Below are 25967 nucleotides of genomic sequence, written 5' to 3'. Positions count from 1 at the left end.
CTTCTTAACTATCCTCTTATAAACTCTGATTATTTTCCTCTAAAGTCATTTTATTCTGATCATGATACTTTATTGATTGATTTTGATACGGTAGTATTAAAAAAAGATCTCACTACCCAGAATTAAAAATTGATATATAGTACTGCATCGTTTTTTTATTTTTGAATGAATGATTGTAATCTATTTTTATCTTTTAATATTACTTTGGAGTATTCTAAATCATTGCTTTGTTTAAAAACTCCTTCAGGGTTAACAATACAATGAAAAGGTATCTCTGAGAAATAAAATTGCTGCATGGTTTCGGGATCATAACCATTGGTGTTTAATTGAATTCCTTTTGGGCTTTTATTGGTTATATATTTTTCCCATCGTTTTGTATCTCGATCTATTGAAATATCAATAAATATAATATTCTCGTCTTTTTCGAATTCAGTTTTCATTTGTTCGAGTGCAGGTTTTTCTGCTATACAAGGAGAACACCAGGTTGCCCAAAAAGTTATATACAATGTTTTTCCTCTGTAAGTATTTAATGGAACCAAATTTCCTTCTGGATCAATATATTCTATATCTGGTAAGTAATTATCTGAACCTGTGTTAAAATCCCATACTGTCTGAGCATTTACTAAGTTTCCGTCCTGTGTCTCTTTAAATCCTTTTTGTAACAAAATCAGAGGTTGAGAAAGCAAAAAATAAATAAACACAAGAAACAAAATAAAGACAGAAGTTACTCTATACACTTTTTTCACTTCTTTTCTTGAAGCTATCAATGACAAAACTCCAATGATTATCAACACTATTATAAAAGGGAAATACAGAAACCTAAATGGTTTAAAAATCAAAAGTGGTAAAAACAGAAAAGGAAGATACCATACAGAGGTATTCTTATTAATCGTTCCACTTACATAAAACCCTAATATGCATATCAAAATAGGTATCCATTTTAGCAATGCTGGATTATAAATAGGGAGTACTTTAAGAAATAGAAAAAACAAAGCAAATAATAATATTGCGAAAGAAAGAATTCCTAAAAGAATTTTAAAAATAGGTTTCCTGATCATAGTTTTTACTCTTTTTCTTTAGTTATCCATGTAAAAATAATGGTAGCAATTCTTGAAACTATGAAAACAAAAAAACCAAAGATTGCAGGAAGTACAGATACTTTTAATCCACTTGCAAAAACATGAGTAGAGATTTCATCTATTCTTTCTACTTTGTCAAACATCCCTACAATACCGATTAACTGGCCTAATAATCCCCATACTAATGTTAAAAGTCCAATAGAATTGATTAGGTTAATGTATTTCTCTGAAGGAATACCTTTTTGTATAACTACCCATATGTTTTTTATAATGATAAATACTACTAACAGAAACAGAACAACTATTGGTATCATAAAAAACACTCCTCCCTCTTCTATCCTTTCACCCAGGTATGTAAAGATCGATGAAGTTTCATTTTGAAAAATAAATAGCTTCACAATATTTAGCATTAAATTGACCATTCTATAAATTCTATTTTAAAAAGTTATTTTTTGATAATTTCTATTTCTGGATACTCTTTTCTGATCAAAGCTTCTTTCATTTCTAATGACTGTTGTTTAACATACGTATTAAAAAAAGTAAGAATCAATTGATTGGTAATATAAGACATTCTATCTGGATCAATTTCTCCCGTTTCTGTAAGGGAATGGATTTTTGACCAATATCCCAAATCTCCAAAATTAGCATGACCTGTCGACTTTATGGTAACCAAATAGTAATCATTTTTTGCCACTTGATCGTATACATAAAAATTTGGAGTAAAGAATTTATCATAATTTCTGTCGGCATGCATTACCAGGAGTGGTGCTTGCAGCGTAGTATCAATTACTCTTCCAAATTGTGCTCCGTCCATATTAATTACTCCTTTAATCTTTTTATTTACCGATGCATTTTGCACTACTGCTGCCCCACCCCATGAATGTCCTAACAATCCAATTTGATTCATATTCAATTTTTGATATAAAAAACTACTCGAATCCTCGTTTAATACAGCTAATTGATCTATCACAAACGAGATATCATCCGACCATCTATCAAGGCTTTCAAAATACGGTAAATATTGTATGAGTTCATAGGCTGCTTTATTACCACGCTCATCTTTTGCATTGAGTGCCAAATCCATCTTTTTATGTACAAAACCAAAATCCACATCTGTATTCATGTCGTCAATATTTTTTTGACTCCATTTGATTCGTTTTCCCTGATATTCTGAAAGAAAAGATTCATATGTATGCTGTATGGCAAAGACCACATATCCCTGACTTACAATTTCTTCAATAATTGAAGTATACATTGTACTATTCCATAACAATCCATGAGATAAAACTATAACAGGTAACTGGTTCTTTTTTAGAATTGGAAGTGATTTTTGTGTATGAGTCTTTGTAAGGTCAAAATGTGTGGCAATGATAGAAGGCATACCTTTACTTTCTACAAAAGCCTCTGCATATCCGTGATCCATATACCGTATAGGTTTTGTAATTTCATGATCAGAAGGATAGTATACATCTATTGTTAACTTTCTGTAATCTCCTTTTTCTTTTGTAAGTGTTTCTTCTCGTGTTTTATCTTCTAGGTATAATGATTCTAACCCTACAGAAAAGGTACCGGATGGTTCTGGAAACTTAATTACGGGCATTACGATACAAAGAACAACACTAAGTAAGGCAATGCCTAATCCTAAACTAGCTAATGAAAGTCTTACTACTTTTTTAATATTAGAGACATAGTATAACGCTATACTTATCAAAAGTGCGGTATATCCTAAATACATCTGCCATCGAACTCCTTCTACTACCCCATGAAGTGCAAAAAAAACGATACTACTGTAAAAAAGCCATTTTTTAACCTTTACATATTGTGTAAAAAAACAGATTAAACATCCTATCAAAGAAAGAAGCAAAAAAAGTTCTAAGATTCGCATTGGATTCTTTTATAATTTATTTTGAATCAAAACTAACCACATTAGATTTACGTTACTGGGTATTTGCGACCAACTACCAAATTAGCTTTGCTTATACCTTAAATAGTACCAAAAATGTGGTTAACCTGTAAAAAACCATATCAATTTGGCTTTTTGTCTCGTTAACAATGCTGTTTAAAAAAATATATTGATATTACACTCTATTTTTATTTAATCCATGATTTCTAAAGAGTTTGTATTAAAAATCATTGTAGAATTATTACTTCATACCATCTTTTGGATTGTAGTATTGGTTTGCTATACCTATTTCTTTGGGCATAATACAGATAATATAAATTATGTTTTTTCTTTTTCATTATTCTTAATGCCGGTAACCATTGGGACTACCTACACTGTAATTAACCATCTCATTCCAAAATATCTATTAAAAGAGAAGTATTTACTTTTCTTATTATACTGCATATATACTATTATCATTTCTGCTTTTTTTATCACTATTTCATTTTTTTATGGATTGATTTTTTTATCCTCCTTAAAACTAGAAGGAATGGCTCCTATGACCAGAAGTCCTTTTTTTCTATTTATTGCAGTATATTTTGTCGTCTTTGTTGCCAGTGCTTTTAGTTTGGTACGACATAATTATAAATCAAACTCTGCAAACCGAGAATTGCAACACAAAGTCTTAGAAACTCAGCTTAAACTTAAAGAGCAGGAATTACATTATCTCAAAATGCAGATTCATCCTCATTTTTTATTCAATACATTAAATACAATGTATGGATTTGCACTAAAAAAATCTGAAGAAACTCCAGAAATGATCTTGAGGCTTTCGAACTTATTAGATTACCTCTTATATCAGGTAGATAAACCTCTGGTATCATTAAAGCAAGAATTAGATCATATTAAAGATTATGTTACCTTAGAAAAAATGCGATTTAATGATACGCTAGATGTAAATATGAATTTTGAAAATGTAGATGATTCTATTCACATTGCTCCTATGCTCTTAATTCCGTTTGTAGAAAATAGTTTTAAGCATGGTCAAATAAGAAATAAAAAACTCTCTGTTTATATGAAATTAAAGCATATAAATAACGTAGTACATTTTAGTATACAAAATTCAATTTATAACTCGTCTGAAAATGATTCTGATGGTATTGGTTTATCTAACATCAAAAAAAGACTTTCCTCATTATACGCCGATAATCATGAGTTACTAATTTCTAAAGATGAGCAATGGCATAGTGTCGAATTAAAACTAAACACTTCTAAAACCAGAAACCTATGAGCACCAAAATATCCTGTATCATAGTAGATGATGAACCTACAGCAAGAGAGATTATCTCTTCTCACCTGTCAAAAATTGATCGTATTGAGGTTATAGCAACATGTAGTAATGCTCTAGAAGCGTTTAATTGTATTAATACTCAAAAAGTAGATCTTATTTTTCTAGATATCAATATGCCTGAAATTTCGGGAATCTCTTTTGCAAAATCTATTAATAAGGATATCAAAATTATATTTACTACCGCTTATCGTGAATATGCTATCGATGGTTTTGATCTTCATGCTGTAGATTATTTATTAAAACCTATCGCTTATGAACGATTACTAAATGCGATACATAATTATTTTGAAGTATATCATAAAACCGAATCATCAAAGACTATCGAAACCAGCTCGAATGAATTTATTTTTGTTCGATCAGATCGAAGAATGAAAAAAGTTGATTTCTCTGAAATTATTTATATCGAAAGTTATAGCGACTATGTAAAAATTCATTGTTCATCGAATACTATTGTTACCAGAGAAACAATAAGTACAATCGAATCCAAATTACCCCAGCAATATTTTATGCGAACCCATCGATCTTATATTATCGCTATTTCGAGAATAAATTCTTTTTCTAATGAAGAAATTATAGTTGGTAAAAAATCTATCCCAATTAGCAGAAATTACAAAGCTGAAGTATTAGGGAGATTAGAAGGGATATAATCATACACCTTCAAGGTTTTAAAAACCTTGAAGGTGTAATCAAATTATGCATGTAATGCTCTATTATCTGTGGCAGCAAGTGCTGCTTCTTTTACTGCTTCTGTAAACGTAGGGTGCGCGTGAGACATACGAGAAATATCTTCGGCAGATGCTCTAAACTCCATTGCAGTAACTGCTTCGGCAATAATATCGGCACAACGTGCTCCAATCATATGAACGCCCAATACCTCATCTGTAACTTCGTCTGCAAGTATTTTCACAAAACCATCAAGATCACCACTAGCACGTGATCTACCAAGTGCTCTAAAAGAAAATTGTCCTGATTTATATTGTACTCCGGCTTCTTTTAATTCTTCTTCTGTTTTACCCACCGCTGCTACTTCTGGCCAGGTGTATACTACTCCCGGAATCAGATTGTAATCAATATGCGGTTTCTGTCCTGCTAGAGTCTCAGCTACAAAAACTCCTTCTTCTTCGGCTTTATGAGCTAACATAGCTCCTTTTATTACATCACCTATTGCATAAATATTAGAAGCACTCGTTTGTAAATGGTCATTAACCTCAACCTGTCCTCTATCATTAAGTTTTACTCCAGCTGCCTCAACATTTAAACCATCGGTATAAGGTCTACGACCAACAGATACCAAGCAGTAATCTCCTTTAAACTCTACCGGATTTCCTTTTTTATCATCTGCAGTCACCGTTACTTCATCTCCAGAAACCGATACTCCTGTTACCTTATGAGAAGTATAAATTTTGGACTTCTGTTTTTTCATTACTTTCTGTAATTCTCTAGATAACGCTTTATCCATTCCTGGAATAATTCGATCCATATATTCTATTACAGAAACTTCTGCTCCCAAACGGCGATATACTTGCCCTAATTCTAATCCAATTACTCCACCTCCAATAATAATTAGATGTTTTGGCACTTCTTTTAATTTAAGTGCTTCAGTAGATGTAATTACTCTTTTTTTATCAATCTTGATAAATGGTAATGTCGATGGCTTAGAACCGGTCGCAATTATCGTATTTTTAGCCTCGATTGTTTCTACAGCCCCATCTGTTTTTGTAATATCTATATGTGTAGCATCTTTAAATGATCCTACTCCTTCAAAAACATCAATCTTATTTTTTTTCATCAAAAAACTAACCCCGTCACAAGTCTGATCTACCACAGTTTGCTTACGGGCAATCATCTTTTCTAGATTGATTTTTATATCACCAGGAATCTCGATCCCATGATCTGCAAAATGCTTTACAGCATGCTCATAATGGTGAGAAGAATCTAACAATGCTTTACTGGGGATACATCCTACATTAAGACAAGTTCCTCCAAGTGTTGAATATTTTTCGATTATTGCGGTTTTCATTCCCAGTTGTGCGCATCGAATAGCGGCCACATATCCACCGGGTCCAGAGCCAATTACGGCTACATCATATGTACTCATAATAGATTATTATGTTGTGCGTGTTAATTATGAACAACAAATGTACAAATGTTTTGCTTCTTACAGAAGCACTGATCTTGTCAAATTTTCATTATAAAGCAATATTAGGGCAATCAAAAAGTTATACTTTAATTCATAGTAAAGAATTAATTAATGAAAGAATGGGATCTCGAAGCCATCAAAAACAAAAATCTTTGCTAATTTGCAGCTTCGATACTTTATTTACTCTTAATGACCTTTTGATATAATTATGCGATATCTATCAACTCTTTTTTTGCTTGCTGTACTTGTTTTATGGAGCTCGTGCCGTAATGATTTTGAGTCAAACCCCAGTACAGGAAATTTAAAATTCTCGACAGACACCTTATTTCTAGATACTATTTTTACTAATATAGGCTCTAGTACCTACAGTTTTAAAGTATATAACCATACTAGTGACGATTTTACTATTCCTGCAATCGCACTAGAGCGTGGTGAAAGTTCAAATTACAGACTTAATGTTGATGGTATTCCCGGAAAATCCTTTGAGAACATTCAGGTTTTAGCCAAGGATAGTATTTTTGTTTTTGTAGAAACAACAACAGATATCACTAATCAAACTGCAGATGTAGAGTTTTTATATACAGATCGAGTATTATTTGATACAGGAGGAAATCAACAGGATGTTGATCTTGTGACCCTAATAAAAGATGCTGTATTTTTATTCCCTTCTCGAGATGCCATGACAGGCGAGACAGAAACATTATTACTTGGTCTAGATAGTGAAAATAATGAAATTAGAATTGAAGGTTTCTTTCTGGAAGATGATCAACTAAACTTTACCAACGAAAAACCTTATGTCATTTATGGATATGCTGCTATACCTAGCGGAAAAACACTTACCATAGATGCAGGTGCAAGAATACATTTTCATGCTAATTCTGGTATTATAGCTTCAAATGGCGCTACTCTTATCGTAAATGGTGAATTAAGTACAGATCCAGAGCTTCTCGAAAACGAAGTAATTTTTGAAAGTGACCGTTTAGAGCCTGGTTTTAGTGATATCCCGGGGCAATGGGGAACGATCTGGCTTACTGCAGGAAGCACTGGTCACTCTATTAATCATACAACCATAAAAAATGCAACAGTAGGAGTACTAATGGATTCTAATGACGGAGGCACAGATCCTACACTTACTATTAAAAACACTCAGATCTATAATAGTTCTAATGTAGGGCTTCTGGCACGAACAGGTAATGTACTGGGAGAAAACCTGGTAATTAATAATGCAGGGCAAGTATCTCTTAATTGTTCGCTAGGCGGAACCTATAATTTTAACCACTGCACATTTGCAAATTATTCTAGTATAGGAACTGGATTTAGAGAGCTTCCGACAGTATTGATTGATAATAATCTACGAGTAAATCAAACCGATGTTGTTGTCGCAGATTTACTTGAAGCCAATTTTACAAACAGTATTATCTACGGAAATCAAGATCTAGAATTAATATTTAGTAAAATTGACGGTACAGCATTCAATTATAATTTCAAGAACTGTTTGATTAGGTTTAATGATTTTGGTGACCAGTTTGCCGGTAACCCATTATATGATTTTACCAATACTGCTCTATATGAAAATATTATTTTAAATGAAGAACCTGGTTTTAAAACTCCATCAGAAAACATGCTTAATATTGGTGAAAATTCTGCGGCTAATGGTAAAGCTTCTACTCCTACCTCGGGAACTGATATTTTAGGAACTCTTCGTAACACCACTGCTCCCGATATAGGTGCATACGAAAGTACTACCTTTGAAGAATAAAATTGATTTATAATATTATCATTCTTCATTAGTACCTTTTAACATCTTACATATAGAGATACTAAAAACCGTATTTTTACTTATAGGAAACAATTGCGATAAAAGTTAGATTTGAAATAGTAACTTTTTACTAACTAACACTTTGCACAAATGAAAACTAAATTTGCCAATCTAGCAAGTTCTTTATTAGTGGCTTGTCTTTTAATCTTCGTTATTGTTATTTCTTGCAAAACAGACAAAACAGACAAAAAAGAAAAGACTGATCAACAACCTGTTGCTTATGAAAATGTAGAGAAAAAAAATAACGATTGTAATTGCGAACCTACATGGTTTCCTCACACTCAAACACCTCCTCCAGAAGAAGGAAAAGGAAGTCCATTTGATACCACTAGTACAACAAATTGTATTTTTCAACAATGGTCCTGGCAAAAGTTCTTATGGTTAACCAAACCAGATAATGGAACAACTGTTTTCGAAAATAAGTTAATACAAGTTAGCGATTTAATGATTCCTGTAGAACCTCAATCAGGATTATCTTTAGTGCTTAAGGATATAGAACAAGCTGGTTCTGATGGTGTTTTAAAAACCAATCCTCAATTTAATTCGAGCATAAGTAAATCTGATACGGTTTATTACTCTATTCATATCAGCGATACCTTAAAAGTTGCTGCAGATCATTTTAAAACCGCTATTCTGGATGGATCCATTCCTCATAATAATACCGAAACATTTCCCATAGGCTCATTAGAGTTAAAAGTTTCGTGGGTAAAAACCAGTGCAATACCAACAGATAAGCTTTCGACATATTACCAAACCAAAGCAGCTATCTACGAAAATGGTACATATGTTAAAAGTGATGTTGCTTTATTAGGAATGCATGTCGTTGGGGTTGTCATAAATCATCCAGAATTTATATGGGCAACTTTTGAACATAATGATATGGCACCTTACTATGATTGGAATACCAATACAGTATCTTCTCCCGATGAAAAATTATTATATGGTAAAGGAACTACCTCATCTCTAGACGGAATTACATGGAGTGGTAATCAACCCAAAGAACCCAATAAAGCTTTTACACTTTTCGAATTTGGAGTTCCGAGAACACAGGGTAACGGTTTTATGGAAACCAGCCAGAAAGAGCCAGAAAATTATGATAATATAAAAAACCTTAATTCTTGTGTTGCTGCTAAGCTTAAAGATGTATGGAAAAACTATTTTTATAACGGAGGCATTTGGATCGACACCGATGGGCTTCCTCCTCAAAAACAAGCAGACACCATCCAAAAATTAGCTGGTAACATATCTCATGCTACAAAAGGATCTATTGCAAAAGGATCTTTAAATCTTTCTAACCTTACTATGGAAACCTATACACAAACTTTTCAGAGCGATGTACATGACATTACTGTAAATAACCTGGTTAATTGTTTTGTTTGTCACAACTCAGAGAATTTTAATGAAGATAAAGCTAAATCACCGTTATACTTAAGTCACATCTTTAATGCTTATCTGCAACATGGAGCAGGGAAAACTCATGATGAGATTAATACATTAAAAATCAAAGAATTTAACGAACAGTTTATGAAAAAAGGATAATTCTCATATTCAATTAAAACTGCTCTTATTTTATCATAGGCAAATACGAGCAGTTTTCTATTTCAGTACGTATTAAACTCAATTCATGCTAAGAATTTTCGAAACTTAAACAATAAAGGCAACAAATCATTACATTTGAATACGTTTATAAAAACGAAAATTTATAATCTATTTTCAGTTTATACAATGAATTCATACATTTTTACCTCTCAACGATTAGGTTTCCGTAATTGGACTCTCGATGACTTAGAAACATTAGCCAAAATCAATACCGATGATGATGTGATGGAGTTTTTTCCTTACCAACCATCAAAAGAAGATACCAAAGCATTTATTATGAGAATGCAGGAAATGTATGCAGAAAAAGGTTTTTGTTATTTTGCTGTGGATCTGTTGGATAATGCCGAGTGTATAGGATTTATAGGTTTGTGTGAACAAACTTATTTAGAAAAATTAGGCTCCTTTGTAGATATCGGTTGGCGACTCAAAAAAAGTATCTGGAACAAAGGATATGCTACAGAAGGTGCCAAAGCTTGTTTAGATTTTGGCTTTAATACAATTGAGCTAGACAAAATTTACTCTGTAGCACCGGCAATTAATGTAAAATCAGAATTAATTATGAAAAAGATTGGGATGCAACAAATCGAAACTTTTGAGCACCCAAAATTATTAGATGATGAGCGATTGAAATGTTGTGTGTTATATGAACGAAAAAGAGTGTTAGAATAATCAAAAAACCATTACCATGTCAAAATTTAAAATTATACCTATAGTACTAGTCGCCTTTCTGTCGTTTATACATGTAACCATTGCGCAAGAAGATGCTATACATAAAAAAATCAATGCAGATATGTATGGTAAATTCTCTAAAGCCTTTAAGACTTTAGATTATGACTTATTTGCTTCTATACATAGCAAAGAGATGATTCGAATTTCGGGAAATGGTGGCGAAATTAAAAAAGCAGGTACTTATTTAAAAGGGTATCAAAAACGATGGAGTGCTCCTTCCCAAAAACCTGCTCCAATTGATTTTAGATTATTTGAAAGAGTGTATTCTGATTCCCTTGTTTCTGATCGAGGAATTTACAGAGTTACTTATATTGATGACAATAATCAGACAAAATACTCCTATGGTCAATTTCATGTTGTATTAAAGATGGAAGATCAAAGCTGGAAAATATTGATCGATTATGATTCTGATGAAAATAAAACCATTACTAAGGATAATTATGATGCTGCATTTTCTATTTCTGAATATAAAAAATACTGGAAACACTAAGATAGTCTGAAGTTTCTATTACATTTGAAAAACACTTACTGCGATTGTACACATGAAGATTACAAGAAAAATAAGAATTATACTCATTCTTTCTCTGGTTTTATTAAACATTAGTTGTGATCAGATTTCAAAGAATGTTGTTCGGCAAACGATCGAGCCTTATGAGCGCATAGAGGTTTTTAAGAATAGTTTTGTATTAACAAAAGTCGAAAATACTGGTGCTGCTTATAGCTTGGGGGCAGATTTGGCTCCGATCTTAAAAGTACTTTTATTACAAATTCTTCCAATACTAGTGCTATTACTATTATTAAGGCAGATATTGATCAAGACAAATTATTCTAGAGAAACAATCATAGGTTTTGCTTTTATTATTGGTGGCGGAATCGGAAATCTTTTTGATCGTATTGTATATGGATCGGTAACTGATTTTTTGATTTTAGATTTAGGAATCATAAAAACCGAAATATTTAACCTTGCTGATGTTTCGATTTTTTTAGGTTCAATTTTGGTTTTAATCACTACTTTTTTTAATAAAAAAGGAACTATTTTTAAAGAAAAAATTCAATAACAATGAGTTGGATTAAAGAAATATCATATACCGATGCAACTGGTCAATTAAAAAAAATCTATGACCGTATTAAAGGCCCGGATAATAACGTAGATAATGTATTATCTATACATAGTTTACGACCACATACTCTGGTAGGTCATATGGGTTTATATAAAAATGTATTACACAACTCTAATAATACATTGCCCAAATGGTACTTAGAGACTCTTGGTGTATATGTAAGTAGTCTTAATCAATGTAGCTATTGTGTAGATCATCACTCGGCTGGATTAAAACGGCTATTGAATGATGATACCAAATTTCAGGAAATTTTATCCTGCTTATCCAAAGATGAATTGCAAAATCATTTTAAATATCAATATTTGGCAGGTCTTCAATATGCTAAGAAGTTAACGTTATCCCATCATACTATTACCGAATCAGATATTCATAATCTTAGGGATCAAAATTTATCTGATGGTGAGATTCTAGAAATCAACCAGGTGGTAAGTTATTTTAATTATGTAAACAGGACCGTAGTTGGTTTAGGAGTTAATACTGATGGAGATATTATTGGGCTTTCACCTAATGATAGTGATGACGCCCAGAACTGGAGTCATTCCTGAATATTATTACCTGTTTTTAAGACCATAAGAATTGTTAGTAGTATAATGTTTCCATTTCTTTTGAAATATAGAATCATTTTTGATATATCGTTTTCCCGATTCATAATAAATAAACTCTTCTCTTCCTGTTAACTCGGGATCATTAGATATCTTGTTATAAAAATTAGCATACTCTTCTTTTTCTCTCTGTAATGTTTTACGAAGAGATACATAAACATTTGACTTTGGATCAGATTTTTTCCAGATATCATATTCTGTCGCATTTGAAACATATCTAATAGTATGCAATAAACTATCCTTAATTTTTATATCCATACCATTTGTATAATATATTCTTTTGTTTGTATAGTCTATATTTTTCATATAAAACCGATCCTTATGGTACGATAAAATTCCATACTCCCCAACAGGACTAAGCCCATGTACTTTTCTTACTATAATAAAACCAAAATCTTGATCCGAAATTCTTTCTACCAGCAATATAGCCTTATATACAGGATGATTATGTACGGTATCCCGAAAAAAAGCATATCCATCTACAAGATCATAACGTCCTTCTATACTTGGAGTTTCACGAATATTTAGGGTATCTTTTATTTTTTCAACACCTTCAATCTCCTTTTCTACGTTTTCCTTTTGTTCACTTTCTTCTGATGGTTTGGACGTTAGATTACTACAACCAGATAATGTAAGTAATACATAGAATAAAATCTGGACATGACGTATATACATGATAATTCGGTAAATAAAAGTTTTATGATAACAATATAATCAAAAAGTGCACTGTCATATAGCATGGCAGTACACTTTCTTTTAATCTTGTATTTGAAACAAACTGGTTTACACTTTTTTTGATATTACAAAAAACTGAGTTAAAACCAATTTAATAAAGAATTATCCCACAAATAAAGGCTTATCTGCCATCATTGCATTTACATCATCTGCTATCGCATGTAGTTTTTCTTCATTTTCAACATTTTGGATTACCTGATCGATCAATTCTACAATAGCGATCATATCATCTTCTCTTAATCCTCGAGTAGTAACTGCTGCTACACCAATGCGAATTCCTGATGTTACAAAAGGGGACTTATCATCAAACGGAACCATATTTTTATTTACCGTAATTTCTGCAACACCCAATGCCTCTTCTGCCTGTTTACCTGTCACTCCTTTATTTCGTAAATCGATTAGCATCATATGATTATCGGTACCTCCAGAAATGACTTCATATCCTTTCTTCACAAATGCTTCGGCCATAACTGCTGCATTTTTCTTTACCTGTACGATATAATGCAAAAACTCATCTGTTAGCGCTTCTCCAAATGCGATTGCCTTTGCCGCAATAATATGCTCTAATGGTCCTCCTTGATTACCAGGAAATACAGCACTATCAAATATTGAGGACATCATTCGTTTTTTACCATTTTTTAAGGTAATTCCAAATGGGTTTTCAAAATCTTCTCCCATCAAAATAAGGCCTCCTCGTGGTCCTCGTAGTGTTTTATGAGTTGTCGTAGTCACTACATGGCAATGTGGTACAGGATCAGAGATTATTCCTTTAGCAATTAACCCGGCAGGATGAGCAATATCTGCAAAAAGAATGGCTCCTACACTATCTGCTATCTCTCTAAATCTTTTATAATCAATCTCTCGCGAATAAGCAGAAGCTCCTGCAATAATCAACTGTGGTTTTTCTGCTGTAGCGATTTCCTGAATCTTATCATAATTTAACCTTCCAGTTTCCTTCTCTACTCCATAAAAAACAGGATTATATAACTTACCAGAAAAGTTAACTGGTGAGCCATGAGTCAAATGTCCTCCATGAGAAAGATCAAAACCTAATATTTTATCACCTGGTTTAAGACATGCATGATATACTGCTGTATTAGCTTGTGAACCAGAATGAGGTTGCACATTAGCATATGCTGCGCCAAACAATTCTTTAGCTCTATCAATAGCAATCTGTTCTATAACGTCTACTACGGCACATCCCCCATAATAGCGTTTGCCTGGATATCCTTCGGCATATTTATTAGTCAGTACAGACCCAGCAGCTTCCATTACTTGTTCACTCACAAAGTTTTCTGAAGCAATAAGTTCTAATCCGTTGATTTGACGTTCTTTTTCGTCCTGAATTAAATCAAAAATTTGTTCGTCGCGTTGCATGAATTGATTATTTGTTAATAAAGGCGTAAAAATAGGAAATCCATTCCTTAAATCGATGTAAATAGCTTCTAATAAATAAGAACATCTTGTTCTTTTTTTAAATTCATGTTTCCTACCATAAATCACTGATAATTTTGCATTAATACCCATCAAATATTATGAAGTAAAACATTTCTGGGTTTCAAAAAACACAACAAATAAGTAATCTAACCTTGGTATTGTACTATTAATAACATATCTTATCATTATTTTAATTATTTTTCACATAATTAAAAACTTATAACCATTCGAAAATTATATATTTGATCATAAAAATTACCAACAACCTATAAAAGAACAATAATGCCCATAACTGCAAATTATCCAGATAGAAAGACATGGATTGAAACATTTCCTAATACGGATTTTCCTATACAAAATATTCCTTTTGGCGTATTTCTTACCCGAGATGATATTATTACTATAGGAACCAGAATTGGTGATACTGCTATTGACCTGGGAGCACTACATCAACTCGGTTATTTTGATGGAATCCCATTAACAGATGATATTTTTTTACAGGATTCTTTAAATGATTTTATTTCTGATGGTAAAAAGACATGGAGATTAGTTCGTAATAGAATTGCTGAAATTTTTGATGCCAAAAACAATTCCTTAAAAAATAATGAAAAACACAGGCAAGAGGTTTTGTTCTCTCTAGATGAAATCGAAATGCAATTACCTGTTAGGATTGGAGATTATACTGATTTTTATAGTAGTATCGAACATGCAACTAACGTAGGAAAAATGTTTAGAGATCCCGAGAATGCTTTGCTTCCTAATTGGCTACATATGCCTGTTGGATATCACGGTCGCAGCAGTTCGATTATTCCTTCTGGTATCCCAATACACCGACCACAAGGTCAAAAACTAACCAATGGCGCTAAAGAACCCATTTTTGGCCCTTCGAGATTAGTTGATTTCGAACTCGAAATGGCTTTTATTACTACCGATGCTAACCAATTAGGAGAACCAATTCCTATAGAAGAAGCCGAAGATTATATATTTGGGATGGTATTGTTTAATGACTGGAGCGCAAGAGATATTCAGAAATGGGAATATGTGCCGCTAGGTCCATTTTTGGGTAAAAACTTTGCTTCATCTATATCCCCATGGATTGTGACTCTTGATGCCTTAGAACCTTATAGAACAGACGGACCTAAACCTTTAAAAGAACAACTACCTTACCTTCAATATAAAGGAAAAAAGAGTTTTGACATCAATCTAGAAGTTGCCATTCAACCAGAAAAAGCAGTAGAAACTGTAGTTTCTAAAAGTAATTTTAAGCATATGTACTGGACAATGGCACAACAACTTACTCATCATACAGTAAATGGATGTCCTGTTAATTCTGGGGATCTTATGGGTAGCGGAACATTATCCGGGCCAACACCAGATTCATATGGATCAATGTTAGAATTAAGCTGGCGTGGAGAAAAACCTTTACAACTTAATGAAGGAGGCAGTCGTAAATTTATTGACGATAATGATACAGTGATCATGAGAGGGTATTGCGAAAAAGATGGAGTTCGAATTGGATTTGGTGAAGTCTCTACCAAGTTACTCCCCGTGTTTAAAAAATAAAGAAGCTACAAACCATTATATAACCTCGGAAAAATAATTTTCGAGGTTTTTTTATTATCTTTTGGCATCAAAGTTGTTTTCAATACCCAAATCAAAATATTATTGATATGAAAAAACTATTACTCCTACTACTTACAACTACAATTATTTTTTCATGTAGCAGTGTTAAGAAAACTGAAAAGGCACTTAACACAGGAAATTATGATCAAGCCATAAATATTGCTTTAAACAAGCTTAGGACAAACAAAGAAAAAAAAGGAAAACAACCTATTATCTTAATGCTTGAGCAGGCATATGCAAAAGCTCTTGATCGAGATAACGACGCTATTGCTTACTTAGAAAAAGAAGGAAATCCTGCAAACCTAGAGCGTATTTATAATACATACTTGTCACTCAAGAATAGACAAGAACGTATAAAACCACTGTTACCGTTATATCTTGTTGAAGAAGGTCGTAATGCTAACTTTATACTACATAACTATGACCAAAAGATTATAAATACAAAAGAAAAGCTTTCTCAATATTTATTTAATAATGCCAAAGCTTTATTAACCTCTGCCAAAAGAAAATCAGATTTTAGAGCAGTATATGAAGATTTGAATTACCTGGATAAAATCACTCCTAACTATAAGAATACGCGAGAGATGATTGATGAAGCTCACCAAAAAGGGACTGATTTTGTAAAAGTGACTATGAAGAATAGAACCAATGTTATTATCCCTAAGAGATTAGAAAGTGACTTACTCAATTTTGGCACATATGGTCTTAATGATCTATGGACAGTATATCACAGTCAGCCTCAAAAATCTATCCCATATGATTATGCTATGGAAGTAGAATTAAGAGAAATTAATATATCCCCAGAACAAGTTAAGGAGCGTCAATTACAAAAAGAAAAGTTGATTAAAGATGGTTGGGAGTATCTACTTGATGAAAATGACGAAATCGTAATTGATGATAAAGGTGAAAAGGTGAAAGTAGACAGAATGGTAAAAGTACATTGTGAGTATTATGAGTTTACACAGTTTAAAGCTACCAATGTTGTGGGTAATGTTCAATATCGAGATTTAAGAACTAGACAACTCCTAGATGCTTTTCCTATTGCAAGCGAATACATTTTTCAACATATTTATGCAAATTACAATGGAGATAAACGAGCTTTGGAAGATGGTTTGTTAGGATATTTAGGGTTAAAATCAGTACCATTCCCTTCTAATGAACAGATGGTATACGATTCTGGAGAAGATTTAAAAAATAAATTAAAGAATATCATTACTAATTATCGTTTTAAATAATACATTACACTATAATTACAATGTTATATGATCGTAATAGATCGACACTATATAATAGAGAATTGTAAGTATGATCGATCACACAAGTTTACTTAATTCGGGGGCGGTACTAAAAAAATATAAGCGGGGAGAGTTTCTTTTTAGAGAAGGTTCTATCGCCAGATATTATTATCAGGTACACCAGGGAGAGATTAAAATGAATAATTATAACCAGGAAGGGAAAGAATACATACAAGGTATTTTTACTAAAGAAAAAAGTTTTGGTGAACCTCCTTTATTTGCTGATTTTAAATATCCTGCCAATGCAGAAGCTATTGTAGATTCTGAAGTTTGGCAATTACCAAAAGAAAAGTTCTTAAAGCTTTTAGAAGAAAATCCTGACATTCATCATAAATTCACCAGTACACTAGCCTTGCGGTTATATTACAAAGCAATCATGGTCTCTGAAATATCTACTCAAGAGCCAGAACATCGTATTCTTAGAATTCTTGATTACTTCAAAAAAAACAGCAACCCAAACACATTAGAATCAAATACTTACAAAGTAGAACTAACCAGGCAACAACTTGCCGATCTAACTGGATTACGTGTAGAAACCGTTATACGAAGCATTAAAAAACTAGAGCAAAAAGGAGAACTCTTTATAAAAGACAGGAAAGTATATCGATAATTTTCACCTTCGATTTACTTTTTTATGATTAAGATCATAAAACCACGACACTTCTCTGAAATACCTTTGAATAACACTAAAAATAATTGTTATGTATTCGAAGTTATTAAAGGATTTTAAGGAAATGTATATGGCATATATTCCATTAATGATTATTCTTTCCAGTTGTTTAGGATCTGTTGCAGCAATGTATATCCTTATGCAGGAAAGATCTCTTTCGCAAGTTGTTCAACTATCACTGTGTGTAATTGTTTGTATGGCATTTAATGCATCTATTCTAGCCCAAATGAAAGCTAAATTTGTATTCAATCTATTAATTGCAAGTCTTGTAATTAATACGCTTTTAGTATTGCTTAATATCGCCTTTTATTAATTTGAATAAGAAACTACACGACTTCTTATAATAAGAAAGTAAATGAAAGTGATGCGCAAAAATGATATTAAAAATAGAGATGATGTAGCAATGTTGGTTTCTACATTTTATAAAAAAATCAAAAAAGAAGAGCATTTAGGTCCCATTTTTAATTATATGATAAAAGATTGGGACAAACATTTAGATAGACTAACCGATTTTTGGGAAACCAATCTCTTGTTTGTTTCAAAATTTAAAGGAAACCCAATTGAAGTTCATAAACAAGTAGATCGAACATTTAATCATAGCATTACAAATGTACATTTCGGGATATGGTTACAACTATGGATCACAACGATAGATGACCTTTTTGAAGGTGAACTCGCTACCCTAGCCAAAAACCGAGCAAGAAAAATGAGTACTACCTTATTCGTAAAAATGTTTCAGGATAGACCTTCAGAAAAAATGATTCCTAACAAATAAATTTATACAAACTCATGCAATACCTGAGGTGTAATCATACTATGTGAAGAATGATGCACAGTAACACCATTTCTAATAACAATAAATTGTGGTGACTCATGAAATACCTGAAATTTTGCAGCTATCTCTGCAGATACATCACGGTGATTCAACAAATCAAGATAATACAAATCTATTTGATCTTCTGTAACATCAAAACTGCTTTCAAAATTACGAATTACCATTCTGCTAATACCACAACGAGTCGAATGCTTAAAAATAGCCTGCGTTTTAGTTTTTGATGCCTCTGCAATTTCTTCTAGTTGTGAAATAGAATTGAGCACTTGCCACGGCAAAGCCTGTTTTTCTTGCTTAGACTCCTTCTCTTCTGATCCAAATAATTTACCAAATATTCCCATTTTTTTCTTTAATATGAATGACCACAAACATAGTCAATTGATTTTTAAAATTGACTATAATCATATATTGGTCGTAACAAAATTCGTAACTTTACATTACGTCAAAAAGTCAGCAAAATCAAGCGATAACAAGACATTTTGACACATTATTGAAGTAGGAATATTATTTGATTCTCTACTAGAAAACTCAAAATAAGAGACTATGAATTTTAATAATTTCACTATAAAATCACAAGAAGCCATACAACAAGCACAACAGCTTGCTCAAGGTTTTGGACATCAACAAATAGAAAACGAACATATTTTTAAAGCTATTTTTAATGTAGACGAAAATGTGCTTCCTTTTTTGCTAAAAAAGTTGAATGTAAACATTAATCTTTTACAACAAGTTCTTGATAGTACGCTAGAAAGTTTTCCTAAAGTTTCTGGCGGAGAATTACAATTATCAAGAGAGGCAGGAAAATCATTGAATGAAGCAAGTATTATTGCCAAAAAGATGAATGACGAGTATGTTTCTATTGAACACCTGGTGATTGCCATTTTTAAATCAAAAAGTAAGATTTCGCAAATCTTAAAAGATCAGGGAGTAACAGAAAAACATTTAACCGAAGCTATTAATGAGATTAGAAAAGGCGAACGAGTAACATCACAAAATGTCGAAGAGACCTACCAGGCGCTAAGCAAATATGCTAAGAATCTTAACGAAATGGCAGAAAGCGGAAAATTAGATCCTGTTATAGGTCGTGATGAAGAAATCCGAAGGATATTACAAATCCTTTCTCGTCGTACCAAAAATAATCCAATGTTGGTTGGTGAACCTGGGGTAGGTAAAACTGCTATTGCCGAAGGATTAGCTCATCGAATTATTGCAGGAGATATCCCCGAAAATCTAAAGAACAAACAAATTTTTTCTTTGGATATGGGAGCTTTAATTGCTGGTGCCAAATTTAAGGGTGAATTTGAAGAACGCCTTAAATCTGTCGTAAAAGAAGTTACTTCTAGCGACGGTGACATCGTATTATTTATCGACGAAATCCATACTCTTGTAGGCGCGGGTGGTGGCCAAGGCGCTATGGATGCTGCAAATATCCTTAAACCAGCTTTGGCAAGAGGAGAACTTCGTGCAATTGGAGCCACAACTCTGGATGAATATCAAAAGTATTTTGAAAAAGATAAAGCTCTGGAAAGACGTTTTCAAAAAGTTACCGTAGACGAACCAGATACAGAAAGTGCAATATCTATTCTTAGAGGAATTAAAGAAAAATACGAAACACACCATAAGGTACGTATAAAAGACGAAGCTATAATTGCTGCGGTAGAATTGTCACAACGTTATATCACAAATAGGTTTTTACCCGATAAGGCTATTGATTTAATGGATGAAGCTGCTTCTAAACTTCGAATGGAAATTAATTCTAAACCCGAAGAACTTGATGTACTGGATAGAAGAATTATGCAACTTGAAATCGAAATCGAAGCCATAAAACGCGAAAACGACGAAACTAAGCTAAAAGCGCTTAATGGTGATCTTGCGAATATTAAAGAAGAACGAAATGAGATTTTCTCAAAATGGCAAAGTGAGAAAGAAGTTGTAGACGCTATTCAAAATGCAAAAACAGATATTGAAGAATTTAAACTTGAAGCAGAACGTGCAGAGCGGAATGGAGATTACGGAAAAGTCGCCGAACTACGATATGGAAAAATAAAAGATGCTCAAGAACGACTGGATGAATTGCAAAAACAACTAAACGAACAACAAAGTAAATCTTCGCTTATTAAAGAAGAAGTGACCAATGATGATATTGCAGAAGTAATAGCAAAATGGACAGGAATACCAGTGACCAAAATGCTGCAAAGTGAACGTGAAAAATTATTGGTACTCGAAGAAGAATTACAGAAACGTGTAGTTGGACAAACCGAAGCCATACAAGCTGTTAGTGATGCTGTACGAAGAAGTCGTGCAGGTTTGCAAGATCAAAAAAAGCCTATCGGATCATTCTTATTTCTAGGTACTACCGGAGTTGGTAAAACAGAATTAGCAAAAGCACTGGCAGAATATCTCTTTAATGATGAAACTGCTATGACCCGAATAGACATGAGCGAATATCAGGAACGTCATGCAGTAAGCAGGTTAATGGGAGCACCTCCTGGATATGTAGGATACGATGAAGGTGGCCAATTAACCGAAGCTGTTCGAAGAAAACCATATTCTGTAGTCTTACTCGATGAGATAGAAAAAGCGCACCCAGATACGTTTAATGTATTATTACAAGTGTTAGATGAAGGTCGTTTAACAGATAATAAAGGTAGAGTTGCTGATTTTAGAAACACTATCATTATCATGACCAGCAATATGGGTAGTCACATTATACAAGAAAAATTCGAAGCTATCAAAGATATGGATACCGCTATGGAGACTGCCAAGGTTGAAATATTAGGGTTATTAAAACAATCTGTTCGTCCTGAGTTTTTAAACAGAATAGATGATATCATTATGTTTTCTCCGCTTACCAAAGCTAATATCAATGAAATTGTAAAGCTTCAGTTAAAGCACGTTTCTAAAATGCTAGCAGAGCAACACATAACTTTGGATGCTACAGAACAAGCTATAGCCTATCTTTCTGAAAGAGGTTTTCAACCAGAATTTGGTGCTAGACCAGTGAAACGTACAATTCAAAAAGAAGTTTTAAATAAGCTATCAAAAGAAATTCTAGCAGGTAAAATTTCTACAGAAAGTGTAATTTTGCTCGATGAATTTGATGATAATCTAGTATTTAGAAATCAGGAAAATTTGGTTTCTTAAATGAAGAGATAAAAATAAATTCACCTAAAAATAGAGCTATTGGTTTTAAAAAAATCAATAGCTCTATTAGTTTTAAACAAAAAAATCAACAATGTTATATTTTGTCGAACAGCATGAATTACGGTTTTACCGTAGATATTAACAAAATTATTCCTACAATGGTTAATAACTAAATAAAGAAAAAAACAAGGTTTTTGAGTACATTGCTTCCTCAATGAGACCAACCATATTATTTGCACTTCTATTAATTTCACACATCTCCCTGGGCCAAAGCAAAAAGGGAGCCTTATCTGATATTAGAAATAAATATCAATTAATCCGAGAATTAGTAGATACTAATACGCTTAGACAACACCATACCGACTATTCTTGTAATGAATCAACAGAAAAAGGGTCGCTTACCTTTTATTATAACGGCACAGAGTTAAAACATATCGTACACACCTATACTTTAGGACATGTAAAATTTAGGGATGAATTTTATATTTGGGATAATCAACTATTTTTTCAATATGCTATTCATAAAGTTTGGTATAAAGATTATGAAAAAAGTCGTTATGGTAAGCGCAGACTAGCAGATGTTGTATTAACACTTGAAGAACGCTTTTATTTTAAAGACAGAGATGTTATAAAATGTCAATTTAAAGATTTTGAAAACAGGAGTAGTAATCCAAAAAAAATTAAAACTAACAATATTAGAAACATCAACGTGGGATGTGACCAGGCTCAAGTTGCTCTCGAAAAATTTGACCTTTTACTCGATTTTCAAAAAATGAATATAGAAGATGCTTGCAATCTTCCAAAAAGTATTACCAATACAGAACCTTTGGATCATATTTATAGCAACATCCGCCAAAACTAAAGACTTCTTTTTTATTAAGTTTGTTTTTGTATATGTTAAAATAGAATATTCATTATGTTAAAAAATATACCGATTGGTATTTTTTAGTATATTTGATCATACATTTTAGTAAAACATGCTTACCAAAGCCGAACAAACAGCAGAATTTATAATTCAAACCGTTGCTCCCATTTTTAACAAAAATGGCTATGCCGCAACAAGTTTGAGTGATATCACCAAAGCCACCGGGCTCACTAAAGGTGCTATTTATGGTAATTTTAAAAATAAAGAAGAATTAGCCATAGCTGCGTTTAAGATGACCGAAGGAAATATGATTGGCCGTATAGCTGATCATCAATCTTTAAGCAAATCACCTCTAGAGAAATTGTTTTTGGTTACCGACTTTTATCGAAACTATTATAATTTTACTCAGGAGGTAGGCGGTTGCCCTGTACTTAATATGGGGGTTGATGCAAAATATCAGGTTCCCTCTCTTTTTAAACACGTAAAATCTGCAATCACTAAAATCCAAAACAATGTCGCTAAACTGATAGATGCCGGAAAAGAATGCAAAGAAATAAAAGAAGAAGTAGACTCGATGTTATATGCAAAACGATTATATAGTATGATCACGGGAGCTATTTTTATGACCCATACTATGGAAGATAACAGCTATTTACTTGAAACCATGGATCAGATAGATATGATGATCCATAAAAACCTTAAACGATAATTATCATTTTTTTTTAACCATAAATATACCGATTGGTATAAAAATAAATTAAATTATGACATTAACTAAAATACCAGAAAGCAAAGCGAAAATAAGATTTCAGGATTGTGACCCTTTTAACCATCTCAATAATGCTGCATATATTAATTATATGATCAACGCACGAGAAGATCAGATTGATCAATACTACAACCTTGATATTTTTAAACTAGCAAAAAACCAAGGAATTAGCTGGGTAGTAGGCACAAACCAGATTGCTTATTTAAAACCAGCCTTACTTATGGAGAATGTGGTTATCGATTCTCAATTGATACGATATACAGAAAATCAATTGCATGTAGAAATCAGAATGTGGAACCATGATAAAACTGAGCTTAAGGCTGTATTATGGAGTTCTTTTGTACACTTTAATTTATTACAACAAAAGCGCTGGAATCACGATCAAGAACTCCTGGAACTATTTAAAAACATAATAGAACCCATATCTGCTACTAGTTTTGAAGAAAGAATTTTACAATTAAAACCACAAAAAGTGTAACATTTCCATTTTTTATTCGTCTTAATATAGAACGTAACCATTTAAAACTGGCCATATGAAATCTTCTGGCGATTTAGGCTCTTCTAATAAAAGAAGAAGCTCCTATATTTATATAGGATTTTTTATCATTGCTATTCTATCCATGGGTATCGTTATTTGGCAAATGGGAATGTTAGAATAATAGAATCAGGTATAAAAAAGTTAATATTATTTTTATAATAGCTATTTTTATACCTGATATTATTTGGTTTTATGTCATGACTTAAAGTATAATCTAGAATTTCAGCACTTCCAGAATACCTATTATCAAGTCTTATCTGGCATCTAAACGATAAACATAAACAGATGAAACCTATATTCATTTTACTTATTTTTCTTTCTTCCTGGGTTAGTTCTTGTCAAAGTAATTCACCTCAACAACAAGTAACTACTACATATTTCTTGGTTAGACATGCCGAAAAAGATCTTAGCGATCCTGGTAATCGTAATCCAGACCTTACCGAAGCTGGAAAAATACGATCAGAGAATTGGGCAAAAATGCTTGTTGATGTACCAGTAGATATGGTATATACAACAGACTATATCAGAACCAGAAAAACAGCAGAACCAATTGCCAAAAGTAAAAATTTAGAACTCATCTTATATAATCCCAGAAATTTAAACGATACCGAATTTCAGGAAAAAACTAAAGGAAAAACTGTTGTAGTCGTTGGTCACAGTAATACAACACCTGCTTTTGTCAATAAAATTATTGGTAAGGAAAAGTATAGCGCTATTGATGAAAAAATCTATGGCAAACTATTTATTATAAAAGTTACTGGTGATATAATTACCGATACTGTACTCACTATCAACTAACAACAATCTCTTTCAATATAAACATAAATATCTTCTAGTTCTATTTTTGAAAGTAATTTTAATTGCTTCTTTTCAAATAGTTTGTCAAGGTTATATAGTGGCGTCGTTAAGTCTTCTGTTTTATAATTTTTATAATCCACAAAACGTATTCCGTTTATACTTCTTGGATTATAGGCTTCTCTAAACCGTATTCCTCCTCCGTTTACAGCATATTTATATGCCAGGTAATCTACAGTATAGTTCTCTTTGTGTATCCAGTACATAAACTCATCCTCGTAATCGGTTCCTCCTCCTTCTTGATCAAAAGTTACTTTAATTTTGTAATATGAAGATCCATTAATAACCGATTCGCCCATTAGTTTTTTATGCACCGCCGGAGCATTAAGTCCATACGGAAGGCTAGCAAAATAATGTACAGAATTCACTCCGTCACTTATTTTTGTAACCAAAGAATCTGCAACTACTACCGGGCAATTTTCTATAGTTCTTTTCAAACCAGTATTACTTATCACATCATGAGTTATCCCTTTAGGCCCCTTTACAAATCTCTCTAATTCATATATCCCTTCTCCCCTTTTACTTCGATATTGTTTCCCTCTAAAAACGAAATGTATAATGGCTCTATCATAATTGGTTCCTCCAGCTTCTTCTATTGTTTTATCTACTATTTCCTGAGCAGAAAACTGAGCAAAAACAGTAGTGACAGAAGAAAAAACAAATACTAATACTATAAAATAACGTTGCATAAAAATCGCTTTAAAAAACTAAATTAACCTTTCTCTTTTCAATAATTGTAACAATTTTGTTAAACTAAATAACAGATACAACTAATTGTTTTTTTTAGACGAAAAACCAGTTTTATACTTACTCTACTAAATATAAATTGAAGATTGTTTTTTTTAATTTTAACGAAAAGATAATTATTTTGCAGTTCCTAAC

At 32.4% G+C, this 25967-nt stretch carries 27 protein-coding genes; 19 read left to right on the top strand and 8 right to left on the bottom strand.

Features of this window, described 5'->3' with window-relative positions; all coding sequences use genetic code 11:
* Positions 1 to 155 precede the first annotated feature (155 nt).
* Genes ATO12_RS19880 through ATO12_RS19870 form a run of 3 tightly spaced genes read right to left on the bottom strand, consistent with a single transcriptional unit; the run spans position 156 to position 2964 of the window.
* The gene (locus tag ATO12_RS19880; RefSeq protein ID WP_034245577.1) at positions 156 to 1058 is read right to left on the bottom strand and encodes a TlpA family protein disulfide reductase; all 903 of its coding nucleotides are present in this window, start codon (positions 1056 to 1058) and stop codon (positions 156 to 158) included.
* A 5-nt stretch (positions 1059 to 1063) separates the two neighbouring features.
* Positions 1064 to 1477, bottom strand: a complete 414-nt coding sequence (locus tag ATO12_RS19875) for a MotA/TolQ/ExbB proton channel family protein (protein WP_165583419.1) — start codon at positions 1475 to 1477, stop codon at positions 1064 to 1066.
* 47 nt (positions 1478 to 1524) lie between these two features.
* Positions 1525 to 2964 carry an alpha/beta hydrolase family protein gene (locus ATO12_RS19870; RefSeq protein WP_034245573.1) on the bottom strand — a complete coding sequence of 480 codons (1440 nt, stop codon included), beginning with the start codon at positions 2962 to 2964 and terminating at the stop codon, positions 1525 to 1527.
* A gap of 217 nt (positions 2965 to 3181) precedes the next feature.
* On the opposite strand from ATO12_RS19870, the gene ATO12_RS19865 reads away from it, so the two are divergent.
* Both ATO12_RS19865 and ATO12_RS19860 read left to right on the top strand, forming a co-directional pair.
* Positions 3182 to 4252 (top strand): sensor histidine kinase, encoded by a 1071-nt coding sequence (locus ATO12_RS19865; RefSeq protein ID WP_034245570.1) that lies wholly within the window; start codon positions 3182 to 3184, stop codon positions 4250 to 4252.
* Positions 4249 to 4959, top strand: coding sequence for a LytR/AlgR family response regulator transcription factor (locus ATO12_RS19860; RefSeq protein WP_034245568.1), 711 nt, complete (start codon positions 4249 to 4251; stop codon positions 4957 to 4959). The genes ATO12_RS19865 and ATO12_RS19860 overlap by 4 nt, the downstream gene beginning before the upstream one ends.
* A gap of 44 nt (positions 4960 to 5003) precedes the next feature.
* Here ATO12_RS19860 and lpdA read toward each other — a convergent pair whose 3' ends face one another.
* Positions 5004 to 6410, bottom strand: coding sequence for a dihydrolipoyl dehydrogenase (gene lpdA / locus ATO12_RS19855; RefSeq protein WP_034245564.1), 1407 nt, complete (start codon positions 6408 to 6410; stop codon positions 5004 to 5006).
* A gap of 250 nt (positions 6411 to 6660) precedes the next feature.
* Here lpdA and ATO12_RS19845 point away from each other — a divergent pair, with 250 nt between their 5' ends.
* The 6 genes from ATO12_RS19845 to ATO12_RS19820 all read left to right on the top strand — a co-directional run bounded on the left by ATO12_RS19845 (position 6661) and on the right by ATO12_RS19820 (position 12265).
* Complete coding sequence (locus tag ATO12_RS19845; protein ID WP_034245558.1) at positions 6661 to 8211, top strand: hypothetical protein; 1551 nt, start codon at positions 6661 to 6663, stop codon at positions 8209 to 8211.
* Positions 8212 to 8361: 150 nt separating this feature from the next.
* Positions 8362 to 9810, top strand: a complete 1449-nt coding sequence (locus tag ATO12_RS19840; RefSeq protein ID WP_051575968.1) for a hypothetical protein — start codon at positions 8362 to 8364, stop codon at positions 9808 to 9810.
* A 186-nt stretch (positions 9811 to 9996) separates the two neighbouring features.
* A complete protein-coding gene (locus ATO12_RS19835; protein WP_034245556.1) occupies positions 9997 to 10539 on the top strand; it encodes a GNAT family N-acetyltransferase in 543 nt (180 codons plus the stop codon).
* Between the two features lie 16 nt (positions 10540 to 10555).
* A complete protein-coding gene (locus ATO12_RS19830) occupies positions 10556 to 11089 on the top strand; it encodes a Cif family virulence factor (RefSeq protein ID WP_034245554.1) in 534 nt (177 codons plus the stop codon).
* 52 nt (positions 11090 to 11141) lie between these two features.
* Positions 11142 to 11657, top strand: a complete 516-nt coding sequence (gene lspA, locus ATO12_RS19825; protein ID WP_034245553.1) for a signal peptidase II — start codon at positions 11142 to 11144, stop codon at positions 11655 to 11657.
* A gap of 2 nt (positions 11658 to 11659) precedes the next feature.
* Positions 11660 to 12265, top strand: coding sequence for a carboxymuconolactone decarboxylase family protein (locus tag ATO12_RS19820; RefSeq protein ID WP_034245551.1), 606 nt, complete (start codon positions 11660 to 11662; stop codon positions 12263 to 12265).
* A gap of 6 nt (positions 12266 to 12271) precedes the next feature.
* Here ATO12_RS19820 and ATO12_RS19815 read toward each other — a convergent pair whose 3' ends face one another.
* On the bottom strand, positions 12272 to 12997 hold the full coding sequence (locus ATO12_RS19815; RefSeq protein WP_034245549.1) for a hypothetical protein: 726 nt from the start codon (positions 12995 to 12997) through the stop codon (positions 12272 to 12274).
* Positions 12998 to 13159: 162 nt separating this feature from the next.
* Positions 13160 to 14434 carry a serine hydroxymethyltransferase gene (gene glyA / locus ATO12_RS19810; RefSeq protein WP_034245941.1) on the bottom strand — a complete coding sequence of 425 codons (1275 nt, stop codon included), beginning with the start codon at positions 14432 to 14434 and terminating at the stop codon, positions 13160 to 13162.
* A 342-nt stretch (positions 14435 to 14776) separates the two neighbouring features.
* On the opposite strand from glyA, the gene fahA reads away from it, so the two are divergent.
* The 5 genes from fahA (at position 14777) to ATO12_RS19785 (ending at position 18857) form a co-directional block, all read left to right on the top strand.
* The gene (fahA, locus tag ATO12_RS19805; protein WP_034245546.1) at positions 14777 to 16057 is read left to right on the top strand and encodes a fumarylacetoacetase; all 1281 of its coding nucleotides are present in this window, start codon (positions 14777 to 14779) and stop codon (positions 16055 to 16057) included.
* 107 nt (positions 16058 to 16164) lie between these two features.
* A complete protein-coding gene (locus ATO12_RS19800) occupies positions 16165 to 17352 on the top strand; it encodes a hypothetical protein (protein WP_034245544.1) in 1188 nt (395 codons plus the stop codon).
* A 70-nt stretch (positions 17353 to 17422) separates the two neighbouring features.
* On the top strand, positions 17423 to 18022 hold the full coding sequence (locus ATO12_RS19795; RefSeq protein WP_034245541.1) for a Crp/Fnr family transcriptional regulator: 600 nt from the start codon (positions 17423 to 17425) through the stop codon (positions 18020 to 18022).
* 91 nt (positions 18023 to 18113) lie between these two features.
* A complete protein-coding gene (locus tag ATO12_RS19790) occupies positions 18114 to 18395 on the top strand; it encodes a hypothetical protein (protein ID WP_034245539.1) in 282 nt (93 codons plus the stop codon).
* A gap of 42 nt (positions 18396 to 18437) precedes the next feature.
* Positions 18438 to 18857, top strand: a complete 420-nt coding sequence (locus ATO12_RS19785) for a group III truncated hemoglobin (protein ID WP_240486156.1) — start codon at positions 18438 to 18440, stop codon at positions 18855 to 18857.
* Between the two features lie 2 nt (positions 18858 to 18859).
* On the opposite strand, the gene ytxJ is transcribed toward ATO12_RS19785, so the two are convergent.
* Positions 18860 to 19255: a bacillithiol system redox-active protein YtxJ gene (gene ytxJ / locus ATO12_RS19780; RefSeq protein WP_034245537.1), complete on the bottom strand. Its 396-nt coding sequence runs from the start codon at positions 19253 to 19255 to the stop codon at positions 18860 to 18862.
* Positions 19256 to 19457: 202 nt separating this feature from the next.
* Between ytxJ and clpB the strand changes: the two genes are divergently transcribed.
* The 6 genes from clpB to ATO12_RS19755 all read left to right on the top strand — a co-directional run bounded on the left by clpB (position 19458) and on the right by ATO12_RS19755 (position 25028).
* Complete coding sequence (gene clpB, locus ATO12_RS19775; protein WP_034245532.1) at positions 19458 to 22058, top strand: ATP-dependent chaperone ClpB; 2601 nt, start codon at positions 19458 to 19460, stop codon at positions 22056 to 22058.
* A gap of 214 nt (positions 22059 to 22272) precedes the next feature.
* The gene (locus tag ATO12_RS19770) at positions 22273 to 22920 is read left to right on the top strand and encodes a hypothetical protein (RefSeq protein WP_034245529.1); all 648 of its coding nucleotides are present in this window, start codon (positions 22273 to 22275) and stop codon (positions 22918 to 22920) included.
* Positions 22921 to 23035: 115 nt separating this feature from the next.
* Positions 23036 to 23632, top strand: coding sequence for a TetR/AcrR family transcriptional regulator (locus tag ATO12_RS19765; protein WP_034245525.1), 597 nt, complete (start codon positions 23036 to 23038; stop codon positions 23630 to 23632).
* Between the two features lie 55 nt (positions 23633 to 23687).
* A complete protein-coding gene (locus ATO12_RS19760; protein WP_034245522.1) occupies positions 23688 to 24170 on the top strand; it encodes an acyl-CoA thioesterase in 483 nt (160 codons plus the stop codon).
* Positions 24171 to 24225: 55 nt separating this feature from the next.
* Positions 24226 to 24351, top strand: coding sequence for a hypothetical protein (locus tag ATO12_RS26605; RefSeq protein WP_255409709.1), 126 nt, complete (start codon positions 24226 to 24228; stop codon positions 24349 to 24351).
* A gap of 164 nt (positions 24352 to 24515) precedes the next feature.
* Complete coding sequence (locus ATO12_RS19755) at positions 24516 to 25028, top strand: SixA phosphatase family protein (protein WP_034245519.1); 513 nt, start codon at positions 24516 to 24518, stop codon at positions 25026 to 25028.
* Here the strand turns inward: ATO12_RS19755 and ATO12_RS19750 are convergent.
* On the bottom strand, positions 25025 to 25774 hold the full coding sequence (locus tag ATO12_RS19750) for a DUF6503 family protein (protein WP_034245515.1): 750 nt from the start codon (positions 25772 to 25774) through the stop codon (positions 25025 to 25027). The genes ATO12_RS19755 and ATO12_RS19750 overlap by 4 nt on opposite strands.
* Positions 25775 to 25967 lie beyond the last annotated feature (193 nt).

The organism is Aquimarina atlantica (assembly GCF_000626715.1).
In the GTDB taxonomy this organism is placed as follows: Bacteria; Bacteroidota; Bacteroidia; order Flavobacteriales; family Flavobacteriaceae; genus Aquimarina; species Aquimarina atlantica.
Note: the sequence above shows the minus strand (reverse complement) of the source record. Positions and strands in the feature narration are given on the sequence as shown.